Raw genomic sequence first — 21,108 nt, 5'->3', positions numbered from 1 at the left:
TTTCAGATCCCGGATTACGGTGTATATACCGCAATCCGGATCTTCTATCGCAAATTATTTTTTAAGCGCTTGTTCTATTTTGTAGATCAACAATTTGTAATGTTGACGGGTATCAGCATTTCCGGTATTCGCTTTACTCTTTAATAGAGTTAACGTATTTTGCAAAGCATCGAAATAAAGATGCTCCAACGGTTCGTAAGGAGGAGTAACACTCACGTACCAACCAAAACCTTGTTTTTCCGCGCCACCACATTGTACATCGTCATGGCTCATCTCTTTCTTGTTCGTGAACATACCCATCCAATGTTCGGAGACATCACCGTACATTTCACGGCTCTTCTCTTTTATGTATTCAGGTACCGGAATCATCAGGTCTTCGGCATGGAAACTCAACGAGTTACCTCTCATCATATTTATTCCGGTATTTCCGATCGTGAAAGAGACAAAGTTCAATTGCAATTTTTTCTCAATATTACTCAATGATTTGCCTTGTTTGGTAGGAGCCCATACGAAGTTCATCAAATCTTTCATATAATCCTTTTGAGTATAAGGATTCTTTTCTGCCTTGTCCGCACTCATGGCAACGGCACCGAAACGTTTGGTCAAACCCTCCCAGATAGCATCTTCCATATCGGAAATAATATTGCTGCGAATCTCGAAGTTTTTCAACAAAGCTTGGTCGTTCAACCAGGACAGATCCTTCAATTGAGCCAACATAAATTGGGTGGCCCGTTTTTGTTTCTCTGTCTCCACGGATTTATAGCTCGGACGTGCATCCTGCGCGTAACGCTCATTCAAATAGATACCTCCGATATTGAAAATCACGTGATTGATATAACGGAAATATTGATAAATCACTTCATTATATATATTCTCACGGAAACGGAAATCCTTATCTTCATCACCGATCCAATTGTTCAGGTTCTTCATCAAGTACTTTAAGTTCTTCACACCGTAAGTAGCAGCTTTTACGGCATCGTCACCCAAATCTTCTTCCATTGCACTCGGGTCAATCCGATAATTGATCTGTTGTTTTCCGTAACGATAAACCGGATCATTGGATTTCTCTGTAATCCATTTATCCAATACGGGTACTTCCTCTTCAGATGTTTTTGCTTCAAATATTGGAGTATACAACCAATGAATAGCGTACATATCATAAACACCCAAGTCAGGAGGAGTCATTTTCACACCCCGTTCAGCATCTCCCGGCTGTGCTACATAATTATTACGGGCATAATCCATAATGGAGTATGTCGTTCCGTATTTTTGAGTAAATGACGGAGAACGTAACGAATCTACCGGAATAGCAGAAGAAGATCCCATGTTATGCATCAATGACAAACAGTGACCGATTTCGTGAGCTACCACATAATGGATACAATCGCCTAAAGTCTCTTCATCCAACACCATTTTACGAACAGCAGGATCAGCAGGTCCCCCCTGAATGAAACGCCAGTTCTGTACCAATTCGATCAGGTTATGATATAAATAAACAGAAGCATTTAAAATCTCTCCGGTACGGGGATCCGTCCAAGAGGGTCCCATAGCGTTAGCCGTCCAGGAAGGAGAATAACGTACACAAGAATATTTTAAATTATCCGGATCAAATTCAGGATCATCCGTGGGAAAATCTTTGGCGATAATCGCATTTTTGAAGCCGATAGCTTCGAAGGCTGCCTGCCATTGCTCTACGCCCTCTTTGATGTATTTACGCCAAGCTTCCGGGAAAGTATTGTCCACGTAGAACACGATCGGTTTCACCGGCTCCACTAATTCTCCTCTCTTATAGGCTTCCACATCAGAAGGCTCTAATCTCCACCGATTAGCGAAATAACGAGGCTGTATACCGGAACCGTCACTCGTAAACTCGGAACGACCTCCCACGAAGATACCAATACGGGGGTCGGCGTAACGGGGACGCATCTGCTCTTCCGGCAACAGGATAATGCTCCGGGTCATTACGGCATTAAACGGAGCTTTATAAATATAATAATAACGTTGATCGCTTACGCTGATAACGTAGTTCAATGAAGACTCCACGCTAACATTATCAGCATAGGCTTTGATTCCGGTAATCTGAGAATCCTGTTTTTTAAACTCTTTCTCTAAACGACGACGATATAAAATAGGTGCATACGGTGAGAACGGTCCGATATTATCCTCATTGGAAAGGAAATAATCAGTCACGTCGAATACGACAGCCGTACTATCGGCGTTGTAAGCCATAATTTTAAAGGTCTGCATAACGGCAGGGATCGTACTCTCCTCAATCCGTTTCCCGATGTTTTTGTCTTTGGTCGTGTAATTGGTATTAACGGCACAAAGATTCACGGCAGAATCTCTTTTTACAAAAGTGATGTGTAAAGGATCGTACGGTTTTTCTCCGACACTACCAAAACCGTTATTGGTAATTTTGGTAATTGTTGATCCCAATAGCATATCCTTATTCAATAAATTCAATGGAAATTCAAAATAAACTTTCCCGTCCATTTTGTGAATGGTAATCATTCCCTTTACGGTCTCGCACTTCTGCCCTTTAAATAATTTGTCATAGGCAGACTCTTTCTTTACTTCAACTTTCTCTCCCTTCGATTTCTTTTTCTTCCTTTCTCCTGCAAAAGTCACACTACTTTGCATCAAGAAAAGACCGATAACAACAAAAACGATAGTTTTCAGTCTCATAATAAATTAATTTTGGTTTAAAATATAGTACACAATAATTATTCGATTTGTCATGCCGTATGCCCTTGGTAGACCCCTTTCTCCATACACATCCGACATCACAACTTATTATACAAATGAAATAATTTTAATTCAGACAAGCTTGCAATGTAACATATATAACATAAGTTTAACAAACAATCCCGATTCCGTTAAACTTATAACAAAATGAGTCATGGGAAAACAGCGGTTAACCGGGAAGTGAATTCCCGGTTAACCTCATAGCTATATATCCCCCCTACAAACATTAACGTTTCATAAAATAATTGATATCACCCTCGTAATCAGCAGAGTCATCCTCCAGAAGATGCTTGGCGAAATGGAACCATAATTTCCGTTCAAAGAAATCTTCTGCCTCTCCGCTAAAACCATGCGTATTGCCTGGTAATACCAACATATCGAAGTTCTTTCCCGCTTTAATTAAGGCATCCACCACCCGTAACGTATGTGACGGGTGAACCGTTTTATCCATATCTCCGGTAACGATCAATAATCCTCCCTTATAATTTTTCGCCAACTCCGCGTTACTCTTACTCTTAGTCGTAAACGTAATTTCCTCCCGATCTCCATTGACACTATCCCGAACAATCTTCTTGTTCTCTTTTACGCCGTAATGGATCTCCACGAATCCCTTATTATAGATATTATTATCATGATTTCCCGCGGAAGATACAGCCGCACCATAAAAATCAGGATAAGTCAACAAAGCGGCCGTAGACATAAAACCGCCACCGGAATGTCCGAATATCCCGACTTTCTTCCCGTTAATATAAGCATGACGATCAGCCAGTTGTTCAATAGCATATTTATCATCCGCTAACGGATAATCCCGCTGATTTCCATACCCATAGGTATGATAAAATTTACCTCTCATCGGAGTTCCCCCGCGATGTCCTACCGAGATCACAATAAAACCTACTTGTGCCAAACGGGTATTCAAATCGTCATTCAAGGTAAAACGAGTCTGAACATATTCGAAAAAAGGCCCCGGATACACAGAAGAGATAATCGGATAACATTTGGTCGAATCAAAATCCGCCGGTTTCCACATCGTTCCATACAAATCGGTCACTCCATCTGCCGCTTTCACTTTAAAACGCTCCGGTTTTCTCCAACCCAATTCATAAAGACGGCGTAAATCCGGTTTTTCCAACTCCATAATAACTCTTCCTTTCCGATCCCGGACCACATTGACAGGCTCCATATCCACTCTCGAATAACTATCGGTAAAATAGTTACAGGAAGGAGACAGGCTTATGTCATGAGTGGCATTCTCGGGAGTCAACAAGGTTATCGCGTTCGTTCTGTCCAAATCGGCTCGATATAGCACGTAGTAATAAGGATCTATATTTTTCTCTTTACCCAAACCGATAAAATAAATTTGTCTCTTTACCGTATCGATCTTCATAATCGGTCCGGCAACCCAAGCACCGGAAGTCACCTGATTCTTCAGATTTCCGTTCTCGTCATACAAATAATAATGTCCCCAGCCTGTACGTTCCGAACGAAATAGTATCTCCTTCCCGTCATTTAAAAAAGAGATGCTTCTCATTTGGTAGTCCAGATAAGGTTTATCAACTTCATGGATCAAAACTTTTACCTCTCCGGTTTCCGTATCGACACAACAGATTTCACATTCATCCCAGGTTCTCTTGTAACGTTGGAAATAAAGCCTTTTCCCATCATTGCTGGCATATAACACATCAATATACTGATCCTTCCAACGGCTTATATCTATTTTCTTCACCTCTCCTTTATCCGCATCTCCGATCAGAAGTTCGTATTGGATCACATGTTCGTCACCTGCTAATTCAGCTTTGTAAGTTTTCAACCGGGGACGGGGCTTCGCTAATGCATCCACCAGCCACAACTCCTTTACCAAACGGGAATCCTCCCTCACCGCATAAAATTTATGTCCCTGTTTAAACCATTTGGCGGAACAGCCGAAACGGTCGTCGATCTCTCCTTCCTCCTCCCGGTTAAAGGTATAATAACGTTCTCCGTCCGAGGTCAACTGTACCTCTGTCGTATCTTTTCCCTTGTCAGCGTTACCGACCACATAAAGATTGTGTCTTTTGGCAAAAAGCATATAGGAACTATCCGCACTGTAATACATCCAATAAGGACTGGAAGAGTAATAACCTCGCATCTTCTCCTCTATCTCCAATACTTTGGTTTCCGTATTATAGGCAAAATTATTCCGGTCGAAATTGAAATAAATAGTTTTTCCGTCAGGAGCGAATTCAAAATTAAGATCCAACTCTTTATCGCCATAAGCCTTACGGGTAATCTCACTGATCTTCATCAGTAACTCGGCGTTATCAAAGAGTAAACGTTTACTTCTTTTCGAGGGATCGACCAAATAATACCGGTTTCCTTCTTCCGTACGGAAACTGTACCAAAAACGATCGGTATTATTGATATAGCGGGGACGAATTTCCAATGAATTTTTTACAATAGGTACCTTGGTCACAGCCCGAAAACGTTCCGCCAACTCATAGTTTGCCTTTTGTTGGGCCATACCGCCAAGTACATTCCCGCATAGTAAAATAGAAATTAAAATACTCCGTATCATACTTTTAATTGTAAATTGCAGATTGTAAATTGCAGATTAATCCAAAATCTGCAATTTACAATCGTCAGTATTATTTTCGGTCTTTATATTGTTCTATCTCGTAATAAAAATCACCCGTTTCATCCCCCAACAGATGTTTGGCAAAATGGAACCACATTTTCCGTTCATAGAACGTATTGGCAGCGCCTCCGAAACCATGATTTTCAGCAGGTAGAATGATCATATCAAAGTTTTTATTCGCCCGGATCAGGGCATCCACCATCCGCAAGGTATGGGCCGGATGTACATTATCGTCCACCCAACCGTGAATCAGCAATAATCCCCCCTTGTAGTTTTTGGCCAATTGCATATTTGTGGGAACACTAAATTTAAAAGTACTCTCCGTCCGGTCACCGTTGACACTGTCTTTAATTACTTTTTTCTCCTCTTTTACCCCATGATGAACCTCTCCCCACCAGGAATTATAAATCGTATTGTCGTGATTCCCGGCTGAAGACACGGCCGCACTATAAAAATCGGGATAGGTACAAATGGCCGCAGTAGACATAAAACCACCTCCTGAATGTCCGTATATTCCGACCTTCGTTCCATCGATAAAAGAATAACGATCTGCCAATTGTTCGATAGCATATTTGTCATCTGCTAAAGGGTAATCCCGCAAACGGCCATGACTATAGGTATGATAAAATTTACCCCGCATAGGTGTACCCCCCCGGTGTCCCACGGCAATCACGATAAAACCGAGTTGAGCCAACCGGGTATTATCGTCATGCGACAAGGCAAATTGGGTCGGCACATATTCGTAGAACGGTCCGGGATAAACCGAAGAAATAATCGGATACTGCTTCGTGGAGTCAAAATCAAAAGGCTTCCACATCACCCCGTACAAATCGGTTACACCGTCGGCAGCTTTTACCTTAAACCTTTCAGGAGCTTTCCAGCCCATCTCCACAGCTCTCCGGATATCCGGTTTTGCCAATTCCATCAACTCTTTTCCGTTTCTATTCTTTAAGACTATCCGGGGAACCATATCTACCCGGTTATAAGTATCCACGAAATATTTATAAGACTTCGGGAAATGAACCATATGAGTCGCATTTTCAAAAGTCAACTGCTTCACGCTTCCAGGCTTATCGATATCCACCTTACACAAGGTATAATAATAAGGATCTATATTTTTATCTATCCCCAAACCATAAAAATAAAGAGTACGTCCGACAGTATCTACATCCGATACCGGTCCGGCAACCCAAGCACCCGAGGTAATGGCATGTTTGAAATTACCGTTCTCATCGTAAAGATAGTAGTGCCCCCATCCGGTACGTTCCGAGCGATAAATAATATCTTTTCCATCATTCAAAAACAGGATATTAGCCATCTTATAATCCATAAAAGGCTTATCGATTTCGTGAATCAGCACTTTTACTTCTCCTGTCTTTGTGTCCACTACACCTACCTCCTGTTCGTCGAATGTCCGGGGACGACGCTCGAAATAAATCTTATCGCCGTTCTTGGAAGTATGTAAAACGGAAAAATACTCCCCGTTCCATTTCTGGATATCGACCTTTTTAATCTCTTTTGTCTCCACATCGATGATCACCATCTCCGTACGTCCGGCTTCCTGATCTCCCGGCATTGAATATTTATAGGTTTTCAACTTCGGACGAGGCTCTGCCAGCACATCCACAATAGCCATCTCCTTCATGTCCCTCATATCCTCGCGGACAGCATAGATTCTTTTGGAATCTTTCAACCATACCGCAACGGGAGCGGTAGGAAACGTATCCGCTTCCTCTTTCGCGTAAGTATAATATTTTTCTCCGTCCTTCGTCAGTTGTATGGCGGTCGTATCTTTTCCTTTCTCCTTATTCCCCATCAGAAACAGATTATGATTCTTGGCATAAAGGATATAAGAACTATCCGGAGAATATTTTTTCCAAGATTCTCCCCAGCCCTTACTGATCACAGTATCCATTTTTTCAATCAACTCTGTCTTCATATCATAACGGTATTTGTTTTTTTCAAAAACAAAGGTGAAGGAAGTCCCTTTTTTATCAAAGTTCATTCCCTGAAGATTAAAGTCTTTGGCATCGTATGCCTTACGGGTCTCTTCGCTTAATTGTCCCAACAACTTTTCCGTGTCGAATAACAATCGTTTTTCCCGTTTGGCAGGATCCACATAATAATATTTTTTACCCTCTTCCGTGGTAAAAGAAAACCAGAAACAATCCCCGTCATTAATAAATTCCGGATAAATAGACAGACTATTCCGATCGGCATACCGGAAATTTTTAAACGTAAAACGATCCGCCAATTTATAATTTGCCTTTTGTTGGGCAGAAAGGGTAAGACTCGCTAAAAGCAGTACCCACAGCGCTATATTCTTTATCATTATTTTCAATTTTCTGTTTCTTTATATTGATCTATATCTCCAAAATAATCGGCAGTCGTATCACCTAACAAATATTTGGCAAAATGATACCATAATTTCCGCTCAAAGAAATGATCGTCATTCCCGTATCCATGACCTTTTCCGGGTAATACCAGCATATCGAAGTTTTTTCCGGCTTCTATTAAGGCATTCACCATACGTAAGGTATGGGCCGGGTTAACATTTTTATCCATATCCCCTGTTACCAGCAAAAGATGTCCTTTCAGATTTTTCGCAAGTTCCATATTGGTCGGAACCTTTACGCTGAATTCCGAAACGTCCCGGTCTCCGTTAATACTATCCTTGATCACCTCTTTCGTCTCTCTCACCCCGTGATGAATTTCTACCCAACCGTTATTGTAGATATTATTATCATGGTTTCCCGAAGAAGAAACCGCAGCTTTATAGAAATCGGGATACGTACAGATAGCGGCCGTAGACATAAAGCCGCCGCCGGAATGTCCGAAAATACCGACTTTCGTGATATCGATAAAAGAGTAACGATCTGCTAATTGTTCGATAGCGTATTTATCGTCTGCCAAAGGATAATCCCTTAAATTACCGTATCCGTAACGATGATAAAATTTACCACGCATGGGACTTCCTCCGCGATGTCCCATGGAAACCACGATAAACCCAAGTTGTGCCAACTTCATATTATAGCTGTCGTCCAGACTGAATCCGGTTGATACATATTCAAAGAAAGGCCCCGGATAAACGGAAGAGATGATCGGATATTTCTTGTTCGGATCAAAATCGGCCGGCTTCCACATGATTCCATGAAGGTCTGTCAAACCGTCGGCTGCTTTTACCGTAAATCGTTCGGGAGCCTTCCAGCCCATTTCGTAAGCTCGCCTAAAATCAGACTTAGCCAACTCCGAAATAATCACCCGTCCCTTATTGTCTTTCAATACAAACTTAGGCTCCATATCTACCCGGGAATAGGTATCCACAAAATACTTTCTGGAGTCAGAAAATGTAGCCTTATGCTGACCGTCCTCGGGAGATAACAAGACAACCCCTTCCCGGTCAATATGGGCTTTCACCACCTGATAGTAGTAAGGATTTATCTTTTTATCATACCCGTGCGCGTACAGATAAATGGTACGGCCGACCGTATCTATTGCCGCAATTTGTCCGGCCACCCAATCTCCGGAAGTAATCGTATTCTTCAGATTTCCCTCTCCGTCATAGTGATAATAATGGGCCCATCCCGTACGTTCCGAACGGTAAAGAATATCCTTCCCTTCATTCAGGAAAACGATATTCCGCATATGATAATCAACATAAGGTCTGTCTTCCTCATGAATCAATACTTTTACCTCTCCGGTTTCGGTATCGGCAACACAAAGTTCCACCTCATCCCGCTTCCGCTTATAACGCTCAAAGAAGATTTTATCCCCCTTTTTGGTGGTATATAACACTTCCATATCCTGATCCTGCCATTTATCTGCATTGATCTTCAATACCTTGAGTTTTTTCACATCGATAACCGACAATTCCCATTTGGACAACTCTTTTGCCCCGGCCATATCGTATTTGTAACTTACGGCTTTCGGTCTCGGTTTAGCCAGTACGTCAATTACGGCCATCTCCTCCACCTTCCGTTGATCTCGACGCAAAACATAAGCCTTATCGGCAAATTTAAACCAACGTCCCTCCATTTCCGTCTCCGTGGAGTCCATACTTTGGTTATCCCGGGCATAGGAAAAATACTGTTCCCCGTCAGTTGTCAATTGTATTTCGGTCGTATCCTGATCTTTATATTTGCTTCCTCTGACATAGAGGTTATGATTTTTCGCGTATAAAATATAACTGCTATCCGGAGACAACGCCATCCAGGAATACCTGATAGGCTCCTCCTTCTGTTCCCGCTTCGGCAATTGTTTTACTGCCTTTGTCTTCATGTTATACTCGTACTCTCCATCATCCATAGAAAAGGTCATTTTCGACAAATCTTTGGAGAAATCGATATCCGACAATACTAAATTTTTCTCGTCATAAGCCCTGCGGGTGTACTTACTCACTCCCTGGGCTATATCCGTATTCTTGAAAAGCAGACGCTTTTCTCCTTTTTCCGGATCTACAAAATAAAATTTCTTCCCCTCATCCGTTCTGAATTCAAACCAAAATTTTTCTCCGTTATGGATATACCGGGGAACCACCTGCTTACTATTTTGCGACACGACCCCGCTTAATCCCATCCGGGTAAATTTTTCTGCTAACTTATAATTCGCTTTCTGCTGGGCATTCCCACTTTCAAAAACAAAAAATAACAGAAATAAAATCAAACATTTTTTCATACAATTATCATTTACATACAATTACCATCTATATCCTTCACATCCGCAACCCCTTTGTTAGAACATAGAAGGGAGCCTAAGCTCCCTTCCATATTTATTAAAATCCAGTTTGTAATCAATTCGGCTGATACGGGAAAGTTACCATAGAACTTTCTCCATACTTATATATAACATCTACGATATTACCAAATCCGGCATAATGATACAACTCCCGCATCTCTGTCACTTTCGCCGCATCCTCGTCATACTTCAACTCGTAGATATAGAACTCTCCGTTATCCAACGCCACTCCGACATGAGCACCACCGAAATCGTATCTCGGGCTATCCGGATCTCGTCCCATATCTTTGGCATCGATGGCAACGATATTACCGGCGAAGGTCATAAACTCCTTACCGGGATCGTTCTCATCGGTCAAAGAACAACTGTATAACTTATTGCCGTTAGCCACGATCAAACATTTATAGTAGTAAAGAGCAGCCGCATCCGTGAAATTATTCATCATGGCAGAAGAAATTTTATGTGTTCTTCCGTTGGTTGAGATAACATCCAAATTGGGCTCTTCCGAAGAAGGATTACTCTTATACTCAAAAGAATAGGTATGCATGTAATAATCGCTCTGTCCTTTCAGCAAAGATACGAACGAAGGATCTTCGTACTCACCGTCCGTCCATGTCGTAAACAACACCTCTTCCGGAATATTCTGGAACAAAGTCTTATCGTAGCTTGATTCGGGGAAACGAATCTCGGCTAACGCACCCGCTTTACCCCCCATTTGAACATCCTGACTACCGTATCTGGCGGTAGCATCGTCTACGATTCCGACCAAAGTGTTATTTGCATCCAGTGCCAAGAAAAACTTAGCGTTATTCCGGTTGGATTGATAAAGTGCTTTAAATTTCCTTCCGTTGAAAGCCGGCTCCGACGGATATCTTCCGGCGTGGAAGTCGGTGATTACGGCTCCCGTACTCGTGTAAACATAACCGTCTTGATCCAATACGCATTTTAATCCGGTTGTCATAATAGCATCCAAAGGACGGAAATTGGAGGGAACGGCTCCCGAGAACTCTTCTTCCGTATTAATTACCTTATGCAAGTCGCTCCCGTGTAATTCAGCGCATTTGTTATCTTGTAATACAACAATTTCATCCATGGCTCCGTCAAAAGCATAATCGTAAATCATAAAAGATTCTCTCAATTTCTTCGGTCCCGTTCCCAGATCCTTTACAACATTGATATCCTGACCATCATACAAAATCGTATCTTTGGTTTGATTTTCCGGTAAAGCGACCTCGCTTCTTCTCATCAACACCATGGATACCTGAGAAGCGTCTCCGGCCCCCTTGGACAAGATCATCCACCCTTTTAGCCAACGAGAGTCAACGGAAACCTGAGTTCCTGCCACAAACTGAACACCGGTCTGATTATCGGTCACACAAAAAACTATCTTATGTGTGGCGATAACATCCGATTTGAACGTATATATAGAATCGGTATTCTCGATTAAAGCACCGTTAACATACCAGGAGTAGCTTACATCTGGATTCAACGTGTCTTTTGAAAGCTTTACTTCGGGAACCAAACGCACTTCTTCGCCGGGGAAACAAGTATAAACACTTCTTAATCCTGTAATCTTAGAATCCCCAACCGTATTTATATCCTTGTAATTGTAGTTGTTTTTATCGTCCAAACAACTCACTGCCAACAGCAGCATTACAATCCATAAAAAATTATGTCTCATCTTTTTTCTCGTTTTAATTATCCCTTGATAGGAACAGTTATTACTCTACCTTTCTCATCTTTCAACGGGGTCTTTCCTGCAGCGATATTCGCCGGATCATTGTTGAACTCTTCGATCTTGTACTTCAGCTGCAAACAATAACCTCTCAATTTGTTCCGGTCCTTTCCGTCAAAAGGCTCACCGTCCAATATATCCAGGAACATCAAGTATTTCGTATCCGAATATTCTCCGATATAATAAGCTTCCGCTATATTAAAGAGGGGTTGTCCGTTCGTACCGATAAAATCCCATACGGTCCACCACTCCGGTTGGAAAATCCTGTCCGTAATAGAGATAATCGCTCTCTGATTGATAACCGGTCCTTCCAAAATATCCCCTTTCGGATCGATTTTCAAAACTAATCTCAAATCTTTCGTGGCCAAATCGGGATGATTGATAAAATCTATATAGATCGTATCAACCTTATGATCGGCACGATAAACGAATTTTTCCGGAATAACATAATTCTCGGGATATAAAGTGGTCTCGTTCAAATCTACTGATACCGTAAATTCCATATCCTGCTTCGGCCATTTACCGGCAACCGTTACCTCCACGGGAATTGTAATCCGATTCTCTCCGGCATACAATTTAAAGGAAGTAGCCGTGCTGTCTTTTGTTGCATCTTTAGAGAAATAGATATAAGTCACATCATTCGAATTTTCCCATAAACCTTGCTCATCGCAAGCCGACAGAGAAAACAGGGACAATAAAAGAAGTAATATAATATTCGTCTTCATAATTCGATTTTATTTAACAGTAATTTCACTATCGGGTACCGGAAGTACAAAATACTCATCCGAAGGACCGAAGGTCTCGTAATCCGAGGGAATAGCTTCATTCACTCTCTTAAACATAAAGAACAATTGTCCCTCTCCCCACAAGTCTCTACGCATATCGTTACGCAAAGCTTCTATAAAGGCATCTTTATCCTGAATAGCCTGTTTTTGTTCCGTCACGGCAGCAGATCTGATTCCTCTTCCGGATTTCACCTTAAACAGATACTCCTTAGCCTCTTCCAAATTGGTTTCATAAATAGCCTCTGCAGCGATATAATATACTTCACTCATACGCAGCATCGGAACCAAGTCGTTAGCGACCTTGGTCTGGGTCGTAGTCGCCGTTTGCTCCTTGTATTTCAAGGGACGGAAATACTCGTATCCCATGTAGTTCTCAATCTGATACTTAAAGCGATAGTCATCACTCGTTATATTTTCATAGGAACCTTTCAAGTCCGGAGCAAAGATTTTTTTAATGTTCGTCAACCTTAAATAATACATACTGTTTCCGCTCATCACCTCATTGGCTGCCCGATCCCAATCCCTTAATTTAGAGGCATACAGTCCCATAATGATGTCGCTATAGAACTTCAAATCTCCATTGTTTGCACTATTTTTAAAAGGGAAATAGTTATTTTTCTTCTCCAATTCGATCAAAGCAGTAGCTTCGTTATACGCGTTGGTCGTCTGTTCGGCATACAAATATACCCGGGCCAATGCAGCACAAGCGGCATAATAGTTCATCCGGTATCCTCTGGTCGAAATAAACCGGTTGGTTAAACTTCCGGCAACCTCAAAACGATTGGCAACAGATAACGTATAAGCAGAATCACTCTTCCATAACAACGCTTTTGCATCTTTCAAATCCCTGATAATCAAATCCAAACACTCATTTACACTTTTCTTGTTAGAGATCAAAGAGGGATAGGTCTCCACGTAAGGAATATATTTCGTGGTCGGTTTCGTTATCGGAGCTGCCGCATACAAACGCAACATATCGAACTGGATAAAGGCACGTAAAGCCAAGGCTTCTCCCCATATCATATTCTTTTCCCGCTCTCCGGCTGCAAAAATTTCAGGCTTAGCCTGAGGCACATTATTCAATATGTTATTGCAATTGGCTACCGTATTGTAAGCCTCTTCCCAGATCGTCTCGATAACCGGTTTCAAAGCTTCGTCTTCAAACTCGTACTCCACGGCCTTCTTCATATCCTTGGTAGCATTATCTGCCGCGTAATTTAAATTATAACATTGTCCCAAAGCATCTACCAATCCCCAGGTCAAATTACGACCGTAAAGGTTATAAGCGGCCATCGATTTATAAACACCGTTCAAGGCATTCCGGAATCCTTCTCCCTTACTCCAAAGTTCTTCCTCCGTGATCTGATCCTCCGGAGAGACATCCAGCCACTTGTTGCACGAAGCCAACACAAACGGCAACACGCAAACAGAAAGTAATATTAACTTATATCTTTTCATAGTTTTCTAATTAATTAAAAGTTGACCATTAACGAGAAGCTTACACCCCGTGCAAACGGATAGCTAAGTCCCCGTTCTTGACGAATACTGGACCATCTTACGATATCCTCCATACTTACCTCGAAACTCATTCGACTCATTCTAAGACGTTTTACAAATGATTCGTTGAAATCATACGTCAAAGAGATAGAAGACAAGGTGAGGAAATTATCATCCTGCACGAAACGAGAGGTGGGCAAAGTCGTCACGTCACGATTCTTAATATCTTTCAAAGGAGTCACGTCTCCCGGATTTTGCCAACGATCGGTCAACACCCGTTTGTCCACGTTTCTGTTTTCCACTTTTGCATTCTCAACCCGGTCAACCAAAGTCTGGTTATAAGCCTGTCCTCCCCATTGGTACATAAAGTTAACAAACAAAGTGAAGTTCTTATAAATGGCATTCAAACCGAAAGAACCCTGAGCATCCGGCTCGGTATTTCCAACGATTACCTGTTGGGTCGCACTCCAGGTATGAGTAACAGATCCGTCGCGATTCAGGAAAAGTTCCTTTCCGTTACTCGGGTCAATTCCCAAAGATTGCATCGCAAATAGAGAGGTCAAAGAACCGCCCTCTTCGTATTTCATAATCGGCTTGGAATACTTGGGATCTTTACTAATCCAGGAAGCACTAACCTGATCATCCTCGGCCTCTTTATAATAATCGTTTACCTGATCATTGTACATTTTCAACGACTCGGAGATTTTCAAAATCTTATTTTTATTGTGGGCTAAATTTCCCCAGAGAGCAATGTTCAAATCCCGCTTCTTAATGATATCGGCACGAAGTTGAATTTCAAATCCGCGGTTTTGGTTCTCTCCCACGTTGTCTACATAGTAAGAGAAACCGGATGAAGTCGGAAGCGTTACATCGTTGATCAAGTCTACCGTTTTCTTATTATAGAAGTCGAAATTCAACGTGAACCGATTAAACACGGTCATATCCAAACCGATATTCAATTCATTCGTGGTTTCCCAGGTCAAATCCGCATTTCCTAACGCTTTTAATTTCACACCGTATCCGGTCTTATACCACTCGTCCGTTTGAGCTTCGTAAGTAGTAATTGCACTATACGGAGAGAAATTTACCTTACCGGTTTGTCCGTAAGACCCGCGGATTTTCAACTGGTCGAAAATACCGTTATCTTTCATAAACTCGTAGTTATGGATATTCAAACCCAAACCGCCGGACCAGAAAGAACCCCAAGGTTGATTACGTCCGAATTCGGAAGAACCGTCAAAACGTACGGAAGCATCCAACAAGTAAATATCATTATAGGTATAGTTCAAACTTCCGATAAAACCGACCAAACGGGTCTGATTCTCACTCTTAGAAGGTTTATCGTATACTTCGGCAGCATAGTTCGGTGAATGCAACTCTCCGGACGGAAAACCTCTGTAGTGAATGGAGGTCGTAGTCGTTTTCGTGGAACGGGCATTCATACCCAAAGAAAAGTTTATACTGTGGGCACCGATCAAACGGTTGTAATAAACGAACACATTGGCATTCCAGTTCGTATTTTCTCCTTTATTCCAGTACAAATCTCCCAAAAGACCGTCGCTATCGTCAGAATCCTTTGCAGATACTTTGCTGGAAAGAGGATCGTAAAAACGTTCTCCTTTCGTATACTGTTTGGTGATACTGAATTGTCCTTTGACAGACAAGAAGTCATCAACATACCAGTTCATACTGAGGTTATCGATAAATTCGTCGTATTTACTATACTCGAAGTTATTCAAAGTAGCCTCATACAACGGGTTGTTCAAACCTGAATTGGAGGCATCCACGGAGAAATCCAATTTCTGTACCAATTTACCCTCCTTATTGTATGGACGGTCATAGGGCAACAACTCCGTATAATCACTAAAGGACCCGTAAGGAGACTCTTGAGATTTCGTGTAAGTATAAGAAATGGTATTTTTCACCTGGAATTTCTTATTCAATCGATAATCCACGGAGAATCCTACACCCATCGTTCTACGATAAGAGTCTTTCATTACACCGCCTCTGTTGTTGAATTGAGCATCCAAACCGTAACGCAAATCATTGTTACCTCCTTCAACATACAAACTGTGTTGGTGTTCAACAACATTACGCAATGGCATAGACATCCAATCGGTATCCACACCCTCAACAATACGCTCGTAACGTTTATTATATGCCTTCATGGCATCGTCTAAACCATTATAATTAGCCGGATCGTATAAGCCGGAAAGTACCTCGATATCTAACTTTTCCTTCGCATTTGCCAAGTTATAATCGGATAAGTCAGGCATGGTTACCGTGGCTTTTCCGGTATAAGAAACCGTCACCTCTCCCGGTTTCGGAGCAACCAACTCGATAACGATCACACCGTTAGCAGCACGAGAACCGTACATAGCCGTTGCTGCGGCATCTTTCAAAATCGTAATATTGGCAACCCGGTTCATATCCAAGTCATACACCTTCTGTACATCTACCTCAAAACCATCCAAAATAAAGGTCGGCAGGTTCGGGTTATTCTGCAGGGCGGATTTAGATAACGGGTCTTTATTCAGTTCCTTTACACCTATACCGGAACGACCCCGGATATACATTTCAGGCAATGCATTCGGGTCGGATCCCCATTGATTATTGGTCTGAATTCTGAAAGACGGGTCAAAAGCCTGCAATGCTTTTATCACGTTGCTTTTAGAAGCTTTCATCAACTCTTTTCCCTCTATCGTTTGCGCACTACCGGTAAAACTTTGTTTTTTGATTTGTCCGTAACCGGTAACCACAACCTCATCCACTTCCGTTACATCCGGTTGTAATTTGATGATAACATCTTTCGTCAGGTCTTTAATCTTATTGACATCGACCTCTTGAGATTTCATCCCAAGGAAAGAGAATACCAAAATCATCGTATCCCTTTTGGGTAACTTAATTTCAAATTTACCATCAATATCCGAAACAACACCCAAAGTTGTCTTCTTCAAAGTAATCGCTACACCGGGTAAGGATTCGCCCTTTTCATCATAAACCTTACCTTTTACCGTGATTGCCTTTACCTCTTCTTTCTTCTGATCGTCCGGAGTGATAATAATGATATTATTCACGATCTTAAAATTATACTTTGTTCCGGCCAAACAAGATTTTAGAATTTCAGAAATCGTTGCATCGGTAAAGTCACGAGTGATGTCTGTGATATTCTTCACTTCCTCATCATTATACAAAAACTCGTACGTAGTCTTTGTTTTCAATACATTCAATACTTCACTCAAAGACTGTTTCTTAAACTGAACCGTGATGTTCTGTTGACTGAAAGCTTTCTCGCTGGAAAAAGCAATGTGCGTGATTAGCAATAGCATTAACGTTAGCTTCGACCCTAACGAAAATCTGCTATGACTAAACAACCAGTTTTTCATTTTACTTCTCATTGATTTTTAATTTATTTAGGTCATTTTTAGTACATATCACCCAACTCAGAAGATCACTGTCAATAATCTCTGAACCAAGCAATTGATGTTTTATAAAAATTCAATACACCACAAACCGACCTTCTCCCGCATAATTTTTTTTCAAAATTGCAGTGAGAAAATTTGCTTAATATTTGTTTATGGAAAAAAAAAGAGTATATTTGTAATCCCTTTTGGTTTATTTTTAGTACACATTTAAGGGTCGGGGTTGCAGCTCCGGCCCTTTTCTTATACCCTTTTTATTTTTCCCTAACCCATACACTTTTACCTTTCACTTCAAACGCTATATTTTTTGTTGTCAAACTTAATAATTCCAACACATCTTCGATTTTTGCATAACGAGGCAAAAAACCGGTAAAATGAAAATCTTTTACAGATTGATTGGCATAAAACACATCCACCACATACCATCGCGCCAACTTTTTCATAATATCTTCTATATTTCCACCTTTAAAGCGGAAATTCTCGTACATCCACGTGGTATAAAGCTCCACATCAACCTCTTTCACATTCACTCCTTTACCCGTCACGATAGCCTGTTCTCCTGGCTTTAATACAATCTGCTTGTTATTATGCATATCGATTTCGACCTTTCCGGAGGCTAATGTTGTCCGAGAATCCTCGTCATCCGCGTAATCAGAAATATTAAAAGAGGTTCCCAGAACCCGCACATCGTAAGTAGAACAAATGACAATAAATGGTCGGTCGGCATCTTTAGCCACCTCAAAAAAAGCTTCTCCCGAAAGATAAACCACCCGCTCCTTACATCCCGCAAAACTTTCCGGGAAACGTAATTCCGTTGCCGAATTCAAGTAAACCCTTGTTCCGTCACTTAAAACCATTGTATACTCTCCCCCGCGAGGAATTTCTATTTTTCCATATTTCGGCAATGAATCCTGCACCTCATGCAAATCTTTAAATATCACCTCTCGCCCGTTATTCTCTGCCGCAGAACTCGACAACATCAAGTCACCCAAAGTATCCAACTGATACGTGATTCCGGAAGCAACGGTCAACTTTGCCATCGGACGCCCCGGAACGATCTCTTCGCGCACGGCCACCCTCTCTCCCTCTACAGGCTTATTCGAAGACTTTAACCACAATACCATAGACACACCAAACAAGACTACCACAGAAGCTGCAACTTTATATATCCTAAATAAACGTTGTTTACGGCGCCTTTCGGCTTTCATCTTCAATACCACCCATGCACTATTGGCATCACGAGATAAAATTTTCCGGATCTCTTCCAACTGCATCGTCTCGTTACAAATCCGGGAAAAGAGATCCTTGTGACCCTCTGAAGAAGCCAGCCAGACATCTAACTTTCGTTGATCTGCCTCACTAATCTCATTCCGCAAATAGGAAACTATTATAGCGGCCATGTCATACTGGTATGTACAGTTTTCTCTTTTCATCATCATTATTACACGAAGGGTATTCAAAAGGATTAAATGAATCTTCTTTTTTTTCCAAAAAAAATTCCATGTCCATTTTGGGAATAACTATCCTAAAACAAACATATCATAAAATCCTTATAAACAAGTTAATAACACATCATCAATATTTATCCAAAATATTCAAAAAAAACATCACGAAAGGGAAAATATCCCTTAATCCCTCTCTTAAAATTTTTTTCCCACGAGCTTTTTGAGCCTTCACGGTATTCACGCTAAGTCCCAATTCTTCCGCCACCGTTTCATTATCTTTTCCCTGGAAATAAGAGAGATCAAATACTTTACGACACTCCGGCGGCAACTTCTCCACCGCCTCTGCCAATTCTTTATGAACTTCCGTAAGAATCAAGTTATCTTCAAAATTCTCGGAAGATTCTTCTCGAGTAATAAACTCAATGTATTTTTCCTTGGAAACCTTATTCCTTAAAACATTCAAACAAGCATTCCGCACAGATAAATACAGGAAATTTTTCAAATGAAGTTCTGTCTGGAAAACATTTTTTTTCTCCAACAAACTGATAAAAATATCCTGCACTATGTCCTCCGTAATACTATCATCCTGGATATACTGAGATGCAAAATAACATAAAGAGCCATAATATTCTTTAAATATAGACTCCACATTATATACATATCCGTTTATCTTTTTCAAATTCCTATCAGTCATCTCGTACACGTCTTTCATACACAACAAAAATGGTGATAAAGTAACCTATTTCTTATGTGAAAACAGCATAAATAAAATGGAAAAATTAAGAAAAAATACTAATAAAAACAATACAAAAATAGCTCAATAAATACAAAAAGAGGACCCAAAATAAGCTAAAAAGGTCCTCTTTTTCACATTTATAGAAAATGACTGTACATTTACGACTTAAAATAATTTCCTTTTTGTTCATTAAAAGGAAATTCACAAATTATAAAAACCATATCTGTCCTACTCTCTTCAATCTGTTACCTCATCTCTCTCCATTTACCGGAATCATAAACCCGGTATAATTTCCCCTTTTTCATCATAACGCCGCGTCCCCGTTGGGCTTCCCGATTTTTTACATTATTCACGTTTACCGCAATCACCCGTTTCCCGTAAAACCGGGATATATCCTTAAAGATAGTATGCCCTACCCATACCTTGTCTACTTCCAATTTCTGCATAACGGATTTAACCTCTTTTAAAGTCATCGGATCGTATTTTTTCTTGTTCAGCACCATCCCCCGGTACCATAAAGGTCCTTTCCCCGAAAATAGAAAGGCGGACAATTCGGATACGGCCTTACGTTCCGGCTTAGATAAAAACAAAGAAGTACTTACGGTTCGGTTTACCACTCCCAAATCTTCCTTCAAAGCGGCAAACTCTCGACTAAAACCGGCATGCACAAAAGCGTTTCTCCCGATAAGAGCGACCGTATTTTTGGTTTGAAGCCAGCGGCCTAACTCACTATTTCCATGCCAAAGATTCTGATAAGAAAGCCCCAGACGTTTGGCCAGATTCAAATATTTTTTCCGGGTATAACGTAGGTCTCCCCGCAATACCATCTCTTCGTGATTCCCTAACAATAAGGTAACGGCTCCCCCCGCCTCCCGGGCCTCTTGTTCCAATTTATAAATCAACCAGAAGATCGGGAGCACGTCTTTTCCCCGATCGAAAACATCTCCGATAATAACCAAACGATTTCGACCGAAAATCCAACGATATGTCTTGTCTATAACTTTTCCGGCCTGTAATATGGAAACAAAACAATCCAAATTCCCGTGAGGATCGGAAATTACAAAAACCTGATCCGAAACCCCGGGAATTCTATACTCCTCCCGTTCAAATTCATGTAACCGGACGGAAAAACGGTGTTCTCCATCCTCCGAACGTACCTGAAAAGAGAAGCGATCATCCGGAAAAAACAAACTATCCGTCAATTTTCCGGCCTCATCTACCTTCAACAACCTCAACCACCCCTCTTTCTCGTGTAAAATATAAGGCCCATCTACCGAAAGGGCCGTATCTTTCGTTTGTATTTCTTGTGCAAATACCCGATCTGCAGGGAGCCACATTATGAAATACAGCAATCCCCATATTATCCTGTTCATTTTCATACCTTTCATTAAAATC

Annotated in this window: 11 protein-coding genes; all 11 read right to left on the bottom strand. The window is 41.2% G+C overall.

From position 1 onward, the window contains the following. Positions 1-54 precede the first annotated feature (54 nt). Positions 55-2,685 (bottom strand): zinc-dependent metalloprotease, encoded by a 2,631-nt coding sequence (locus QZR76_RS04975; RefSeq protein WP_294140943.1) that lies wholly within the window; start codon positions 2,683-2,685, stop codon positions 55-57. A gap of 286 nt (positions 2,686-2,971) precedes the next feature. Then, positions 2,972-5,299: a DPP IV N-terminal domain-containing protein gene (locus tag QZR76_RS04970; RefSeq protein ID WP_294140941.1), complete on the bottom strand. Its 2,328-nt coding sequence runs from the start codon at positions 5,297-5,299 to the stop codon at positions 2,972-2,974. A 70-nt stretch (positions 5,300-5,369) separates the two neighbouring features. Next, entirely contained in the window at positions 5,370-7,691 is a 2,322-nt protein-coding gene (locus tag QZR76_RS04965; RefSeq protein WP_294140939.1) for a DPP IV N-terminal domain-containing protein, read from the bottom strand. Positions 7,692-7,696: 5 nt separating this feature from the next. After that, positions 7,697-10,033, bottom strand: a complete 2,337-nt coding sequence (locus QZR76_RS04960) for a DPP IV N-terminal domain-containing protein (protein ID WP_294140937.1) — start codon at positions 10,031-10,033, stop codon at positions 7,697-7,699. Positions 10,034-10,148: 115 nt separating this feature from the next. Beyond that, positions 10,149-11,774 (bottom strand): PKD-like family lipoprotein, encoded by a 1,626-nt coding sequence (locus tag QZR76_RS04955; protein WP_294140935.1) that lies wholly within the window; start codon positions 11,772-11,774, stop codon positions 10,149-10,151. A gap of 17 nt (positions 11,775-11,791) precedes the next feature. Next, complete coding sequence (locus QZR76_RS04950) at positions 11,792-12,553, bottom strand: DUF4843 domain-containing protein (protein WP_294140933.1); 762 nt, start codon at positions 12,551-12,553, stop codon at positions 11,792-11,794. A gap of 9 nt (positions 12,554-12,562) precedes the next feature. Next, positions 12,563-14,071: a RagB/SusD family nutrient uptake outer membrane protein gene (locus QZR76_RS04945; protein WP_294140932.1), complete on the bottom strand. Its 1,509-nt coding sequence runs from the start codon at positions 14,069-14,071 to the stop codon at positions 12,563-12,565. Positions 14,072-14,085: 14 nt separating this feature from the next. Next, positions 14,086-17,508, bottom strand: a complete 3,423-nt coding sequence (locus tag QZR76_RS04940) for a SusC/RagA family TonB-linked outer membrane protein (RefSeq protein ID WP_294140930.1) — start codon at positions 17,506-17,508, stop codon at positions 14,086-14,088. A gap of 278 nt (positions 17,509-17,786) precedes the next feature. After that, positions 17,787-18,971, bottom strand: coding sequence for a FecR family protein (locus QZR76_RS04935; RefSeq protein ID WP_294140928.1), 1,185 nt, complete (start codon positions 18,969-18,971; stop codon positions 17,787-17,789). A 136-nt stretch (positions 18,972-19,107) separates the two neighbouring features. Next, positions 19,108-19,671, bottom strand: a complete 564-nt coding sequence (locus QZR76_RS04930) for an RNA polymerase sigma-70 factor (protein ID WP_294140925.1) — start codon at positions 19,669-19,671, stop codon at positions 19,108-19,110. Positions 19,672-19,958: 287 nt separating this feature from the next. After that, positions 19,959-21,086, bottom strand: coding sequence for a metallophosphoesterase (locus tag QZR76_RS04925; RefSeq protein ID WP_294140923.1), 1,128 nt, complete (start codon positions 21,084-21,086; stop codon positions 19,959-19,961). Between the last annotated feature and the right edge of the window lie 22 nt (positions 21,087-21,108).

This window comes from uncultured Sanguibacteroides sp. (assembly GCF_900543425.1).
Lineage (GTDB): Bacteria > Bacteroidota > Bacteroidia > Bacteroidales > Marinifilaceae > Gabonibacter.
The sequence above is the reverse complement of the archived record's forward strand: the minus strand, read 5'-3'. Positions and strand labels throughout refer to the sequence as shown.

Excerpts from the sequence above, each read along its gene's own strand:
- QZR76_RS04975 (WP_294140943.1), bottom strand. The coding sequence starts at position 2,685 with ATGAGACTGAAAACTATCGTTTTTGTTGTTATCGGTCTTTTCTTGATG.
- QZR76_RS04970 (WP_294140941.1), bottom strand. The coding sequence starts at position 5,299 with ATGATACGGAGTATTTTAATTTCTATTTTACTATGCGGGAATGTACTT.
- QZR76_RS04965 (WP_294140939.1), bottom strand. The coding sequence starts at position 7,691 with ATGATAAAGAATATAGCGCTGTGGGTACTGCTTTTAGCGAGTCTTACC.
- QZR76_RS04960 (WP_294140937.1), bottom strand. The coding sequence starts at position 10,033 with ATGAAAAAATGTTTGATTTTATTTCTGTTATTTTTTGTTTTTGAAAGT.
- QZR76_RS04955 (WP_294140935.1), bottom strand. The coding sequence starts at position 11,774 with ATGAGACATAATTTTTTATGGATTGTAATGCTGCTGTTGGCAGTGAGT.
- QZR76_RS04950 (WP_294140933.1), bottom strand. The coding sequence starts at position 12,553 with ATGAAGACGAATATTATATTACTTCTTTTATTGTCCCTGTTTTCTCTG.
- QZR76_RS04945 (WP_294140932.1), bottom strand. The coding sequence starts at position 14,071 with ATGAAAAGATATAAGTTAATATTACTTTCTGTTTGCGTGTTGCCGTTT.
- QZR76_RS04940 (WP_294140930.1), bottom strand. The coding sequence starts at position 17,508 with ATGAGAAGTAAAATGAAAAACTGGTTGTTTAGTCATAGCAGATTTTCG.
- QZR76_RS04935 (WP_294140928.1), bottom strand. The coding sequence starts at position 18,971 with ATGATGATGAAAAGAGAAAACTGTACATACCAGTATGACATGGCCGCT.
- QZR76_RS04930 (WP_294140925.1), bottom strand. The coding sequence starts at position 19,671 with ATGACTGATAGGAATTTGAAAAAGATAAACGGATATGTATATAATGTG.
- QZR76_RS04925 (WP_294140923.1), bottom strand. The coding sequence starts at position 21,086 with ATGAACAGGATAATATGGGGATTGCTGTATTTCATAATGTGGCTCCCT.